Annotated in this window: 14 protein-coding genes; 2 read left to right on the top strand and 12 right to left on the bottom strand. The window is 39.4% G+C overall.

The genetic code is table 11. The annotated features are described in order from the left end of the window. Positions 1–19 precede the first annotated feature (19 nt). The 8 genes from L0B53_RS05600 to L0B53_RS05565 form a co-directional block, all read right to left on the bottom strand. Positions 20–733, bottom strand: coding sequence for a YggS family pyridoxal phosphate-dependent enzyme (locus L0B53_RS05600; protein ID WP_235061160.1), 714 nt, complete (start codon positions 731–733; stop codon positions 20–22). A gap of 70 nt (positions 734–803) precedes the next feature. Next, positions 804–1,235, bottom strand: coding sequence for a Holliday junction resolvase RuvX (gene ruvX, locus L0B53_RS05595; protein ID WP_235061159.1), 432 nt, complete (start codon positions 1,233–1,235; stop codon positions 804–806). Next, the gene (locus L0B53_RS05590) at positions 1,232–1,795 is read right to left on the bottom strand and encodes a YqgE/AlgH family protein (protein WP_235061158.1); all 564 of its coding nucleotides are present in this window, start codon (positions 1,793–1,795) and stop codon (positions 1,232–1,234) included. The genes ruvX and L0B53_RS05590 overlap by 4 nt, the downstream gene beginning before the upstream one ends. Before the next feature lie 445 nt (positions 1,796–2,240). Continuing rightward, positions 2,241–3,191 (bottom strand): glutathione synthase, encoded by a 951-nt coding sequence (gshB, locus tag L0B53_RS05585; protein WP_235061157.1) that lies wholly within the window; start codon positions 3,189–3,191, stop codon positions 2,241–2,243. Between the two features lie 16 nt (positions 3,192–3,207). Continuing rightward, a complete protein-coding gene (gene rsmE, locus L0B53_RS05580) occupies positions 3,208–3,939 on the bottom strand; it encodes a 16S rRNA (uracil(1498)-N(3))-methyltransferase (protein WP_235061156.1) in 732 nt (243 codons plus the stop codon). Between the two features lie 156 nt (positions 3,940–4,095). After that, a complete protein-coding gene (gene endA / locus L0B53_RS05575; protein ID WP_235061155.1) occupies positions 4,096–4,815 on the bottom strand; it encodes a deoxyribonuclease I in 720 nt (239 codons plus the stop codon). Positions 4,816–5,248: 433 nt separating this feature from the next. After that, positions 5,249–5,806: a DsbE family thiol:disulfide interchange protein gene (locus tag L0B53_RS05570; protein WP_235061154.1), complete on the bottom strand. Its 558-nt coding sequence runs from the start codon at positions 5,804–5,806 to the stop codon at positions 5,249–5,251. A gap of 140 nt (positions 5,807–5,946) precedes the next feature. Continuing rightward, positions 5,947–6,651 (bottom strand): multiheme c-type cytochrome, encoded by a 705-nt coding sequence (locus L0B53_RS05565; RefSeq protein ID WP_235061153.1) that lies wholly within the window; start codon positions 6,649–6,651, stop codon positions 5,947–5,949. A gap of 392 nt (positions 6,652–7,043) precedes the next feature. Here L0B53_RS05565 and nrfA point away from each other — a divergent pair, with 392 nt between their 5' ends. Next, positions 7,044–8,477, top strand: coding sequence for an ammonia-forming nitrite reductase cytochrome c552 subunit (gene nrfA, locus L0B53_RS05560; RefSeq protein WP_409202820.1), 1,434 nt, complete (start codon positions 7,044–7,046; stop codon positions 8,475–8,477). Positions 8,478–8,570: 93 nt separating this feature from the next. On the opposite strand, the gene L0B53_RS05555 is transcribed toward nrfA, so the two are convergent. The 3 genes from L0B53_RS05555 to metK form a co-directional block, all read right to left on the bottom strand. Then, positions 8,571–9,200 carry a hypothetical protein gene (locus tag L0B53_RS05555; protein WP_235061152.1) on the bottom strand — a complete coding sequence of 210 codons (630 nt, stop codon included), beginning with the start codon at positions 9,198–9,200 and terminating at the stop codon, positions 8,571–8,573. A gap of 110 nt (positions 9,201–9,310) precedes the next feature. Further along, entirely contained in the window at positions 9,311–9,844 is a 534-nt protein-coding gene (locus L0B53_RS05550; protein WP_235061151.1) for a SprT family zinc-dependent metalloprotease, read from the bottom strand. 385 nt (positions 9,845–10,229) lie between these two features. After that, positions 10,230–11,381: a methionine adenosyltransferase gene (metK, locus tag L0B53_RS05545; RefSeq protein WP_235061150.1), complete on the bottom strand. Its 1,152-nt coding sequence runs from the start codon at positions 11,379–11,381 to the stop codon at positions 10,230–10,232. Positions 11,382–11,724: 343 nt separating this feature from the next. Here metK and tkt point away from each other — a divergent pair, with 343 nt between their 5' ends. After that, entirely contained in the window at positions 11,725–13,719 is a 1,995-nt protein-coding gene (gene tkt / locus L0B53_RS05540; protein WP_235061149.1) for a transketolase, read from the top strand. A gap of 132 nt (positions 13,720–13,851) precedes the next feature. On the opposite strand, the gene L0B53_RS05535 is transcribed toward tkt, so the two are convergent. Beyond that, a complete protein-coding gene (locus L0B53_RS05535) occupies positions 13,852–14,676 on the bottom strand; it encodes a Cof-type HAD-IIB family hydrolase (protein ID WP_235061148.1) in 825 nt (274 codons plus the stop codon). Positions 14,677–14,745 lie beyond the last annotated feature (69 nt).

Below are 14,745 nucleotides of genomic sequence, written 5' to 3'. Positions count from 1 at the left end.
CTTCAACTATTTTAGGGGTTTATTTACTGTAATCTCGAGCACCAAAAATAGCTGTTCCAATTCTGACCATCGTCGTTCCTGTCTCTATGGCTGCTTCCATGTCGCCACTCATTCCCATTGAAAGAGTATCAATAGAAGGGTAGTGCTGTTGCAGTTCTGAAAATGCATTAGATAGAGCTAAAAACTGTTGATGTTGTTGCTGATAATCAGTGGTTGCTTGTGGAATCGCCATTAACCCTCGTAATTGAATATGAGGTAGTGTTGCAATCTCTTTGGCTAATTCAGGTATTTCATCAATGTGAATACCAGACTTTGACACTTCTTGACAGGTGTTAACCTGAATTAAGATATTTAATGCAGGCATTGACTCTGGACGTTGATCGCTAAGGCGTTTGGCAATTTTTAGTCGATCGACGGAATGAACCCAGTCAAAATTTTCTGCAATCGGCTTGGTTTTATTGGACTGAATAGGGCCAATAAAGTGCCAAGTTAATGGCTTTTTGGTGTTGTCAGTTATTACCGTCGTAAAATGGATAATTTTCTCTACGCCTTCTTGTACGTAGTTTTCCCCAAAGTGCTGCTGTCCAGCGTTAATCGCATCTTCAATCGCTGAGATAGGTTTGGTTTTACTGACCGCCAGAAGCTGAACAGAATTTACTGAACGTTGATACTTTTCACTCAATCGCTTAATTTCTGTAAGCGTGTTTGAGATGTTACTTTGAATAACTGACATAGGATTTAATCTAACTTTTTGTTGTATAGGTTTTATCTAGTGATGTAAATAAGCATTAATGAGAAGAAGTTTACTCTCCATACTGATTTTCAAACCAGCTTTCAATAATAATGACGGCTGATTGGCAATCAACATTGCCTTTACTTAACGCTTTGTAACCACCACGGTCAAAAAGTTCCGATCGAGCTTCTACGGTTGATAATCGTTCATCATGAAGTTCGACAGGAAAACCGAAACGACCAAATAGACGATTAGCAAATTTTTTAGCTCGTGGCGTAATGGTTTCAAGATCTTTACCGTGGAGATCGGTAGGTAAACCGACAACGATCAAATCTGGTTGCCACTCTTTTAATATTTGCTCGATCTGATCCCAATTTGGAATACCATCTCGTGCCTTGATCGCTTTTAATGGCGAAGCGGTGCCTGTTAACTCTTGCCCGACTGCAATACCAATACTTTTGGTGCCGTAATCGAATCCGATAATTGTTCTAGCTTGGCTCATGCATGCCCTACTTGAGATGATAAATTGACGGTATCTATGCCTAATTGACTCATGGCAACTTTCCATTTCTCCTCAATGGGAGTACTGAATAGAATATCAGGATCGGCGCTGATAGTTAACCAACTATTTGTTGCTAACTCTTGTTCTAATTGTCCAGCATCCCAACCCGAATAGCCCAATGCAACAATAAATTGAGTCGGTTGATCATTTGTCGTTAGAGTTTCTAAAATATCTTTTGAGGTAGTGACTGATATCGAAGAGGTAACTTTCATCGTTGAATCAAATCTATCAACGGCATTATGAATAATAAAACCTCGGTCTGAGGCGACAGGTCCGCCACTTAAAACGGATTGCTCTAGATTGTGACACGCTTCGTTATAGACAGGTTTACTGGTGGTGACTTGCTCTAACATATTACTGACGGAGATATTGATAGGGCGATTGATGGTGATCCCCATTGCGCCCTTTTCATCATGCTCACAAATATAAACCACGCTATTTTTAAATGCAGGATCTTCCATACTTGGCATGGCGATTAAGAAATGATTGGTTAAATTCATAACAGACTCCCTTGATGATTGAAAACAGGTTCTCCTGAACGGATATAAATGGCCTCTTTTTTATTTGTCGTTATCGCGTCAATATATTCTGGTGTTATGTTTAGCGACCATTTTTCAGTTCGATATCCCCTTCATACTTGAAGTTGCTAGGTTGTTGGCGATATTCATTCGCCCCAATCATATAGAAAATCTATACTCATGGGGCCTCATTCACTTGCCGCCTGCTAGCAACTCCAATTACTTTGGGTATAGTTAAAGTATGACTGAGTTTATTTGGTTTAGGGCGAATTGGAATAATTTACTTGAATTAGCGTGAAAAAGTGAGTTTAAAAGTCGGTAGGAGAGAAGAGAAGGGTGAAGAGAAGAGAGAGATTGCCCAAACAGCAGACGCTATTAGGGCAATTGAATAAATTTTCGCTAACTTGTTACTTATTGATCTTGTTCTTTATTGATTCGCAATGCGACGCTCAATGGCATCCATTAACTTCCCAGTAATGGAGATATCAAAAGCTGCTTCAATTTCACGGATACAAGTTGGACTCGTTACGTTGATTTCAGTGAGTTTATCGCCAATAACATCAAGACCGACAAAAATTAACCCTTTCTCTTTTAATACTGGGGCAACGGTTTCTGCAATTTTACGATCTGTTTCGCTGATTGGACGCGCTTCACCGCGACCACCTGCTGCTAAATTACCGCGAGTTTCTCCTTTCGCTGGAATACGAGCTAGGCAGTATGGCATTGGTTCGCCATCAACCACGAGGATACGCTTGTCACCGTTACTAATATCAGGAACAAACGTTTGTGCCATACAGTAGTTTTCACCCATTGCCGTTAGGGTTTCGATAATTACCGAGACATTTGGATCACCCTTCATCACGCGGAAGATCGATGAGCCACCCATGCCATCAAGGGGCTTTAAGATTATATCACCGTGTTGCTGGTGGAATGCTTTGATCTTGTCAGCACGACGAGAAACTAACGTCGTCGGAGTCAATTCTGGGAACCATGCGGTAAATAGTTTCTCGTTACAATCACGAAGACTTTGCGGCTTATTAACGATCAACGCACCTTCGATTTCAGCACGTTCAAGAATATAAGTTGCGTAGATATACTCAGTATCAAACGGAGGATCTTTACGCATTAATACGGCATCAAGATCAGAAAGTGCGATCTCTTGCTCTGAAGTGAATTCAAACCAGTTGTCAGGATCCTGTTTTAAAGTGACAGTGCGAGTGCGAGCGGTTGCCTTTCCTTGCTCTAGGGAGAGATCGCTCATCTCCATGTAGTGCACTTCCCAACCACGACTTTGCGCTTCTAGCATCATTGCAAAGCTTGAGTCTTTCTTGATATTGATCGATGAAATGGGATCCATCACGATACCGAGTTTGATCATTCTTGTTTCTCCTAAATTAACCTAAATCGCCAAAACGGACTTGTAGTGCGGTAATTGCTGTCATGGCGGCTGTTTCCGTTCGTAACACTCTTGGTCCTAATAAGGTCTCTTCAAACCGATACTGCTCAGTCATCGAGATCTCTTCGGCAGATAAACCACCTTCTGGGCCAATTAATAATCGGATCTTACCATCAGGGGAAGGTAAAGTATTGATCGAATATTTTGCTCTTGGATGTAAATTGAGCTTAAGTGCATCATCTTGTTCCGCACACCACTCCTCAAGTTTCATAATAGGACGAATTTCTGGCACAACATTACGGCCTGATTGTTCACAAGCAGCAATAGCAATTTTTTGCCATTGTTGTAATTTTTTCTCAAAACGTTCTGCGTTTAATTTCACGCCACAACGTTCAGAAATCAATGGAGTAATGGTATTGACGCCTAATTCAACACTTTTTTGGATTGTGAATTCCATCTTATCACCACGAGAAACAACTTGCCCTAAGTGGATATTAAGTGGCGATTCATTAAATGTCTCGACTGATTCTAGGATTTTTACGCTTACAGATTTCTTACTCACCGCGGTAATTATAGCGGGATATTGATAGTGGCTACCATCAAATAGCATAATTTGTTGTTCAACTTGCATACGGAGCACTCTGCCGACATGATTGGCAGCATCATCGCTTAATTGAACGTCAGTCTGATTTTTTAATGACTCTGGATGGTAAATTCTAGGCATTCGCATCGTTAATATCACTTTCTTGATAAGTCGCGGTTATTTCCCCTCATATACAAAGAGCGATTGGTGTTGCACTTACATACTGACTTGCAACGCCAAGCGCTTTGAGGGATAGGTTTTTAAGTGGTTTTCCACTTTTTAATTAGGAGCATTAAGATACCATTAATTGAAGCTTGATAAACCTGCTTTCTCACAAGCGGATAAAACAAAGGGATTATTGTTACCTTGAACTTTCTTAATTCTACGATCTCTTTCACACTCCCAAGCATCAACTGGGTAGGTTTTATCCCACGCATTCATTAATTGACGTTGAGCTTTAGATAATTGTAGGTCATATTGTTTGGCCATGTACAAATAAGTACGGGCAACCGCACCTCTTGCTCTTGCTGGTGGCTCGGCTTGACGGCGTTTAAAATCAACCTTCATTTCACATTGACCATAAAAGGCGCCTTTATTGCCACGCCATTGACTGAATCGATAGTTAGAACGATCCCCATTGACTTCACCAATTGTGGGTGTGAGATTGTGAAGGTCGGCTTCCATAAATTTAAATTGAGGATCGGTTTTGCCACAATTTTTTCGCCCACCATCTTGCCAGCATTGACGTTGATGACCAAATTGCCAAGCTGGCATCACATGTTCCCACTCAATACGGCTGGCACGCTTGAGTTGTTTACGAACTTCATAGCCACAACTGTCAAACTGTGGAACCCCTTTTTTACCGTGCCACTCAATATCACAACCACAATAAAAACTTATTGGGTGATCTTGATAGATCTTGATTGCAATCTTTTTGGCTTTACTGAAAGAGGAAGGTGGAGCGGCGACAGCTGAAAGCGAAGGGATCGCCAATAAAAGAGCTAAAATGGTTAAACGCATCATGCAATTCTCCTTAACTACAATAAGATTCAAGCCTAACATTTTCTTGAAATATTTGAACTTGATTCCAATATTACTTATGACAATAACTGTAAATCATTATGACTTTGGAAAGAGTTCACACAAAACCTTTCGAATTATAGTCTTTTAAGGATAAAGGTGACGAATTGTTTAATCGTTATTTATAATTAATAATATATACCTAAAATAATGGGCGTTACTAGTAGGCAGCAAGTGAGTGAGACACCATGAGTATAGCCGTATTGATAGGGGCGAATGAACGCAGTCAACAACCTAGTAGCTTCAAAGTCTCAAGGGGATATTTCTAGGGGGCTAAAGAAATTAACAACCTAGTAGCGGCAGGTTAAGAAGGGGACTCAAAAGTAAAAAGATAAAGAAAGTATCAAGGTTACAGCTAGGTAATATCATCAATAGTTTATTCTTGAGTTTGATCTTGAGAAGAGAAGTGAGGCAAAAAGTATTTGCGCCAAATCTTAGTATTAAGGAGACCTGAATGATGGTAAATAATCACGCCGTCAGGGTTGATCAAAAAATTTTCAGGGGTGCTGAAAACGCCAATTTTTTCTGTTAACTCCCTTTTTGGATCAAAGATGATCTCTTGATAAGGATTGCCAAATTGAATTAAAAACTGTCTTGCATCCATTTTCAGATCTTGATGATTAAGGCCAATAATAGGAATACCTTGTTGGCTTAATTCCATTAAAAAAGGGTGTTCTGCAATACAAGTAGAGCACCAAGATGCCCAGACATTGAGGAGTTGCCACTCTCCAATAAAAAGTGTGTTATCTAATGTATGACTATCTAATGTAGAATCATCTGATTGGTAGAGCGAGGTTAATTTAAAGTCAGGAATAGCAGTGCTTTGCTGAGGAGAAAGTTCTGGGCGATTTGAAATTACAAATATAATTAATAATAATAAAGAAATGATAATTGCAATAAGAAGAGGGATGGTTTTAATTAAGCTTTTATTCATGATTTTTTATCTCTTATTATTCTATACTCTTCATACTTGAAGTTGCTAGCTTGTCTTCTGGATTCGCTGAATATCAACGCCAATTATTTTAGATGTATGTATTTAAATGTTAAATACTAAGGATTAACCGGTAATCATCGTTAGTTTTTTAGATGACAAGCTTTACAACTCGCTATTTTTCCTTTTTTATTTAACTGTATTACTGGATCATCTTTAGGGTGTATCTTATGACAAGAGCTACAAGTTAAGTTATTACCATGAACATCATGGGTCCAGTTCGTTTTTTGTAATTGAAGTGGCTCATGACAATGAATACAACGGTCATTTTGTTTGAATATTTGAGACAATTTCTCATCGGATGCTGCTGAACCCTTTGCTTGATCTTTGAGTTGCTGTTGATTGAACTTGATAACGTTGGGTGATGAACGTCGATGAGTGGATATTTTTGTTGGCTTAGTGTGACAATCAATACAGTTCACACCTTTTTTAGTGGTTAACTGAAATGCATCTTTATGATTACCTTCTAATTTTCCACCTCCAGATTTCTTGTGGCAACGGACACATTTTGCCACTGATTTATTGGCTATATTTAGTGCTGTTCCTTTCTGTTTCTCTTCTGTTGATTGTGTTTTAGCTTGCTGTTTTTCAGTTATTTTTGAGTCGTGTTCTTGAGTTTCAATGCGATTGGTTTCAGGGGAAGTGCTTGTTGTTGAATTATTATTTATTATTGTTTCTTGAGGCTGAGTATTTGAGTTATCGGCAAATGAAGGAAGAGAGAAAAAGCTAAATATAAGAAATAAGATTAAATATATCGGTTTTTTTAATTCATTATTTATTATTATCATATTAATACCTTAGTCGGTGTGATTATATAATACGTATAAGAGCACTTTTGAAATTAGGCAAGAGAACGATATTCGATAAGTTATATTTTTATTACTAGTTTGTCACCATTAAATCGGCTTGTTTGTATTATTTATTGTTTGTTTTATTTATTCTTATTTCTTTTTAAATATAAAACATAAAAGCAAAATGATAATAATCAATGTTACTTTTGAAATTTAAATAATATGTTTTATCTTTTCTTGATTCAATATATAAATGATTGTGCGATTAAGTTATTTCTCAACCAGTATTTAAAAGTTTTTATAATATTACCCTTATCTTTTACCGCTCTTATTTGTTGGTTGTGAATTTTTAAAATTGTTTTTAATTAATAATATTAAAGGTGATGATTGTGACGATTAAATATAGAAAAAGTGCAGCTAGTCTGGTTGCTTTTTTCGCTGGCCTGTTAATTTCTGGAGCTGTTATGGCAAATAAACCAGCGATTGAGCCAAGAAACGAGCAATTTGCCGAGACACATGTTTCGCAATATCAGAGCTGGGATGCAACTAAAGAGAGTGAAAAGATAACGGATGCATTAGCGGAAAATCCGAATAATGTCATTATGTGGGCAGGTTATGGCTTTGCAAAAGATTACAATAAAGCACGAGGTCATGCCTACTCTATTGTCGATTTAAGGGAAACATTACGTACCGGTGGGCCAGTGGATAAAAATTCTGGACCCATGCCGATGGCGTGTTGGAGCTGTAAGAGCCCTGATGTCGCAAGAGTGATTGCTGAAAAAGGAGAAGATGGCTATTTTGCAGGTAAATGGGCAAGCCAAGGAGAAGAGATCGTTAACTCAATTGGTTGTTCTGATTGCCATAATACCGCCAGTGAAAAATTTGGTGACGAGCCTGAGTTAGCAATAAATCGTCCTTATGTTGAGCGTGCGTTTGAATCGATTGGTACACCATTTGATAAAGCTGATTTAGTTGCAAAAGGTGCGATGGTTTGTGCTCAATGTCATGTTGAATACTATTTTGAGAAAACGGACAAACGTAAGGGATTTGTTAAGTTTCCTTGGGACGAAGGTTTAACGGCTGAGGCGATGGAGAAGTATTATGACAATCTTGAATTCGCCGATTGGCAGCACAAAATCTCGAAAGCGCCAATGCTAAAAACCCAACATCCAGGGTATGAAACGTGGATATTTGGTAATCATGGTAAAAATGATGTGACCTGTATCGATTGTCATATGCCAAAAGAGGTCAATGACAAGGGGGATGAGTTTACTAATCATAAGATCATAGAAAACCCAATTGAAAACTTTGACAACACTTGTGCCAATTGTCATGACCAAGATCAGGAGTATATGCAAACAACGCTTAAAGAGAGAAAAGCACGTATTGCAGAGTTAAAAATGTTGGCTGAAAAGCAAATTATTGCAGCTCATTTTGAAGCAAAAGCCGCATGGGATGCTGGGGCAACTGAGGATGAGATGAGTCCGATTCTACAGGATATTCGTCATGCACAGTGGCGTTGGGACTATGCAACCGCCTCTCATGGTATCGCAATGCATGCTCCGCAAGTTGGATTGCAACTTCTAGGCACCGCTATTGATAAGGCGACAGATGCCAGAACATCGCTTATTCGTCTTTTAGCGACGAAAGGTGTGACGGGAGAAGTTGAAATTCCGGATATTTCTACCAAAGCGAAAGCGCAAGTTGTCGTTGGTTTAGATGTGGATAAACTGCAAAAAGAGAAAGACCTTTTCTTAAAAGAGATGGCGACTGAGTGGGATAAGCAAGCAAAAGAGCGTGAGGCAAGCTACCCAAATGAATAATGATGAGTAAATCGTTATTTGTTAACTAGAAATAGAGCCAGTTTGGGAGACCTCGAGTTGAGTCAAATTGGCTTTTTTATCTCAGATCTTTCACTACTGTTCTTGAACTGGGTGAGGAAACTCTGGTTGATCTATTAATTGAGACCATAACTCAATTGCCTCTTTATCATTCCCTTCTAGCATTAAAATTTTAGCTTTGAGTTGTAACGCGGCTGAATAGTTTGGGTTTAACGTTAATGCTCTATCTATTAATGTTTTTGCCAGTTGTTCACTATTCTGTTGCTGGTAGTAATAAATGTCCGCCATTAAGGTTAATGACTCCACTCTTTCTCCCGTGAGTTCTTGGCTCTGTTTTAATGACATCAAGGCACTATTAAATTGTTGATTATCATAATAGGCTCTGCCAAGTTTGCTCCAAGTCTCTCCATTATTTTGATCTTTCTGTAATTGCTGTTGAATCTCTTTAATATTTTGATTTTCACTATCAATGACGGTGATTTGTTGTACCTGAGGAGGAGATGAGACATCGATGGTTTGATTGAAGATAATCGATAAGCTATAGCAAGGTATTAGTAATATAAATAAGATTAATATTAAAAATTGCAACTTAGATAAAGGGTAACCCGCTATGTTTAATGGTTTTTGCTTGATGAATAAAACATAAACTGCAAACGTAATAACCGAAAATATAATAAAGAGTAAAAAAATCAGATCCCAATTCATCCATAACTCCCTTGTTAGATTTGTATTTCCTATTTTTATGTTGAAGCTAACGGTTAAGCCTAAAGGGTTGTCAGGTTTGTGCTGCTATTTTTTATTAGAAAATTAGATTATTAATTGATGATCTTATTTTTGAGCCATTGCAGTTCACAACCACATTGTCTGCATCGGTATTGACGTTGCTGCCGTTGGATAGAATTATGGCGACGGACAGTTAATTGGTGCTGTTGACATTGGCATTGATAATCAAAGAGCTTGCCTTGTAGCGAGGTAATATCAAAATTATGAGTAGTTTTAGGTTCAAGCTGAAAAATCTCGCGCATAATTGATTGCCACTGATGACCATGAGGACGAACTCGACCGTAAAGGTGAAAGGCGATGAGGTGGGCAATTTCATGAGGGATCACTTGTTTGATAAAATCAGTACTGTTTTCCGCTAATAAAATAGGATTGAGCCGGATTTCCCACTTTTGTAGATGAGCGGTGCCCGCGATCTTTCCTCTTTGATTAAATTGAACATTTGGCATAGGTAAAGACAAATTGAGTTTTTGATTAACCAGCCCCAGGCACTGTTCAACTTTTTGCAATGAATGCTGTTGATTGAGGGTTAGTGAATGGTCTATGAGGTGATTAGGAGACGATGGCATTATCTTAAATAAACTCTAATTTTTTATGCTTGAGGGGAGGATTATAGCGCCTATTTTATTTTCATTTTTGGTTATTGTGTTATCTGCCTTTTAGCGTTTATTTTTTAGCACTTTTTTTATTAACGAAAATAGACTTCAAATGCTTGGTGTTGTGAGAAAGACGGCAATTAAGATGGGAGACAAGCAGATATAAAAAAGGGCAGCCTAAGCCACCCTTAATACCCTTCATACTTGAAGTTGCTAGGTTGTTGGCTGCACTCGTTCGAGTACAGCTATACTCATGGGGCCTCACTTGCTTGCCGCCTACTAGCAACGCCAATTATTTTAGGTATATATCGATTTTTTGTCATTGAATATTAAATGATGAATGACAACTTACCGATAATTATAGACCAGCGAATGCACGTAGTGTCGCGGCTTTATCTGTCGCTTCCCAAGGGAACTCTTCGCGACCAAAGTGACCGTATGCAGCCGTCTTCTGGTAGATTGGTTGTAGAAGATTTAGCATCTCTTGTAGACCATATGGACGTAGATCAAAGTGCTGACGTACCGCTTCAATGATGATGTTGTGAGCAACTTTTTCAGTACCAAACGTTTCAATCATGATTGATGTTGGATCTGCAATGCCGATAGCGTAAGAAAGTTGGATTTCACAACGATCAGCTAGACCTGCTGCAACAATGTTCTTTGCAACATAACGTGCAGCATAAGCCGCTGAACGGTCAACTTTTGATGGATCTTTACCAGAGAATGCACCGCCACCGTGACGAGCTGCACCGCCGTAGGTATCAACGATAATCTTACGACCCGTTAGACCACAGTCACCCATTGGGCCACCGATAACAAAACGACCGGTTGGATTAATGAAGAATTTAGTCTCTTTCTTTAACCATTCTGATGGAAGTACTGGTTTGATGATCTCTTCCATTACCCCTTCTTTAAGGTCAGCAAGAGAAACAGATTCAGCATGTTGAGTTGATAAAACAACTGCATCGATACCTGCAATTTGGCCATTCTCATACGCAAACGTCACCTGACTTTTAGCATCTGGACGTAACCACTCTAAGGTACCGCTTTTACGAACTTCAGCTTGACGCTGTACAAGACGGTGAGAGTACGTAATTGGTGCAGGCATTAATACGTCAGTTTCGTTAGTCGCATAACCAAACATGATACCTTGGTCACCGGCACCCTGCTCTTTAGGATCTGCTTTATCAACACCTTGATTAATATCTGGAGACTGTTTACCAATTGTGTTTAATACGGCACAAGAGTTAGCATCAAAGCCCATATCTGAGTGAGTATAACCAATTTCAGCAACTGTTTTACGTGTTAGCTCTTCGATATCAACCCAAGCAGAGGTAGTGATTTCACCACCTACCATCACCATACCAGTTTTAACGTATGTCTCACACGCAACTCGTGCTTTTGGATCTTGTGCAATAATTGCGTCTAGTACTGCATCAGAGATCTGATCAGCGATTTTATCTGGATGGCCTTCTGATACTGATTCAGAAGTAAATAGATGATTAGCCATGAATAGCTCCACTATTAGAGTGCAAAAAATAAGGTCATTGTCAGAAACGTGATTTTTGGATGTTCTGACATCTAGACGTCTATTTTAACTCTGAATGTGAAAAAATCAAATTTTTTTGATCAATCACACATAAAAAATTGTAATGTTAGTTTGAGCTGTTATTTTCCATTTTCTTTTATATCAATGTGTTAGCTTTTTATTTGTTTAGCTGGTTAATCATTAAGCTATTGAGTTTATGAATGTTTATACGTAAAATAAAATATGAATAATTAAATACGAAGCTAATTATTTACATAAATATGTCATCAATTTTCTTTTTAGAGAGTTTTACTCAGGAGTAGACATGTCGTCTCGTAAGGTTTTAGCAAATGCAATCCGTGCACTAAGCATGGACGGAGTACAAAAAGCAAACTCTGGTCACCCAGGTGCACCAATGGGTATGGCTGATATCGCAGAAGTGTTATGGCGTAGCCACATGAACCATAACCCACAAAACCCGAACTGGGCTGATCGTGACCGTTTTATCCTATCTAACGGCCATGGCTCAATGTTGATTTACTCACTGCTTCATTTAACAGGCTACGAGCTATCAATTGATGACTTAAAGAATTTCCGTCAGCTACACTCAAAAACGCCGGGTCACCCAGAGTACGGTTATGCGCCAGGTGTTGAGACAACGACTGGCCCATTAGGTCAAGGTATTACTAATGCTGTGGGTATGGCAATTGCTGAACAAGCGATGGCAGATCAGTTTAACCGTGACGGTCATGATATCGTTGATCACTATACGTATACGTTCATGGGCGATGGCTGTTTGATGGAAGGTATCTCTCATGAAGCATGCTCACTGGCTGGGACGTTAGGTCTAGGCAAGTTAATTGCATTCTGGGATGACAATGGTATCTCTATCGATGGTGAAGTTGAAGGTTGGTTCTCTGACGACACCCCTAAGCGTTTTGAAGCTTACGGTTGGCACGTTATTCCAGCGGTTGATGGTCACGATAGCGATGCATTAAATGCAGCAATTGAAGCGGCAAAAGCTGACCCTCGTCCAACACTAATTTGTGCGAAAACGATCATCGGTTTTGGTTCACCAAATAAAGCTGGTACACACGATTGTCACGGCGCGCCACTTGGTGCGGATGAGATCGCGGCAACACGCAAAGCTCTAGGTTGGGAATACGGCCCATTTGAAATTCCTGCTGATATCTATAGCGAGTGGGATGCAAAAGTCGCAGGCGCAGCGAAAGAAGCCGCATGGGATGAGAAGTTTGCAGCGTATGCAGCCGCTTACCCAGCAGAAGCTGCTGAATTTAAGCGTCGTATAAATGGTGAGCTTCCTGCAGTTTGGGAAGAGAAAACGACACAAATCATTGCAGATCTTCAAGCAAACCCTGCGAATATCGCATCACGTAAAGCCTCACAAAATGCATTAGAAGCATTTGGTCAGATCTTACCTGAATTTATGGGTGGTTCTGCGGATTTAGCTCCATCAAACCTAACCATGTGGTCAGGTTCTAAATCACTTGAAGCGGGTGATTTCTCCGGTAACTATATCCACTACGGCGTACGTGAATTCGGTATGACGGCGATCATGAACGGTATTGCACTCCACGGTGGCTTTGTTCCTTACGGTGCAACATTCCTTATGTTTATGGAATATGCGCGTAATGCAATGCGTATGGCTGCCCTAATGAAGGTGCAGAACATTCAGGTTTACACCCATGACTCAATCGGTCTTGGTGAAGATGGTCCAACACACCAACCTGTAGAGCAAGTATCTTCACTGCGTTTAACGCCAAACATGAGCACATGGCGTCCATGTGATCAAGTTGAATCAGCCGTTGCTTGGAAATATGCAATTGAACGTAAAGATGGTCCAACATCATTGATCTTCTCTCGTCAAAATTTAGCACAGCAAGATCGTAATGCAGAGCAAGTAGCGAACATCACAAAGGGTGGTTACATCCTAAAAGATTGTGAAGGCAAGCCAGAGCTAATCTTGATTGCAACAGGTTCTGAAGTTGAGCTAGCAACAGAAGCATACGCACAATTAACGGCTGAAGGTCATAAAGTACGTGTGGTTTCAATGCCAGCAACAGAGTTATTTGATGCACAAGATGCTGCATACCGTGAATCAGTATTGCCTTCAGACGTAACAGCACGTGTTGCGATTGAAGCGGGTATTGCTGACTTCTGGTACAAGTATGTTGGTTTAGATGGTCGTATTATCGGCATGACAACATTTGGTGAGTCTGCACCCGCAGGTGAGCTATTCAAGATGTTTGGCTTCACAACAGAAAACGTTGTTGAGACAGCAAAAGAGCTATTAAGCTAATCGACTTAAAGATTAGTTAGCTGACCAAAACGACAATCACCACTTAATGATTTAAGCGGTGATGAAAAATAGAAGCTGAGTGGGTGATGATGAAATTATCCCTCAGCTTTTTTTGTATTTTGTAGGGACAATTTATGATACTAAAAATAACTCATCAAGAAGTAATGAGATCCCGTTACCATTTGAGTTGGTGGTACAAATGCGGTCTGCTTTCGATTTTACTTTATCATCAGCATTATTCATCGCAATGCCCATGCCGGCTAATTCAATCATAGATATGTCGTTATGGTTATCACCGATCGCCACAACTTCTGCAGCGGAGACTGATATCATATCGAGATATTGTTGCAATCTAACGCCTTTAGTATTCCCTTTTTTTGCAAAATCTACTCGATTGACCCAAGATCGTTCACCATTAAAATTCTCTTTAATAAAGTCTAGCTCTGAAAACTGATTGATCGCCTCTATATCACCCTCTGCAACAAACTTCCAAACATATTCAGCCGGTTCTATATTATCTCTTAATGAATCAACACGGATGACTTGTGGACGATCATTTTCAGGGTAGTTAAGCGCCCAGCCCTCAAGATAAGATAAAAAGTCGATAGGTTTAGATTTTAAATGCACCATTTCATTGGTGACATAGATAACAGAGTTAATATTATATTGGTCAGAAAGATCGAGAAACTTAAAGGCACTCTCTTTTTCAATCGCATTCGCAAATAGCACCTCATTTTTTGCAAAATCGTAAATATACGTTCCGTTACAGCAGATAATTGGTGTATCTAGCCCAAGTTCATCATGATAAGGCTTAGCAGAAGTGTGATGACGACCTGTGACTAGCATCACATGATAATGACGCTTTATCTTTTGAATTGCCTCTTTAAGTTCTGGGTTGATTTCATGTTTTGAATTCAGAACGGTTCCATCTAAATCTAATGCTAATACTTTATACATAGTCATTCCTTATTATCCTATTTTCACTTTAAGTCGCTAGGTTGTTGGCTATATTTGTTTGTCCGAATC

Origin of the sequence: Vibrio sp. SS-MA-C1-2, assembly GCF_021513135.1 — a bacterium.
GTDB lineage: Bacteria > Pseudomonadota > Gammaproteobacteria > Enterobacterales > Vibrionaceae.
The sequence above is the reverse complement of the archived record's forward strand: the minus strand, read 5'-3'. Positions and strand labels throughout refer to the sequence as shown.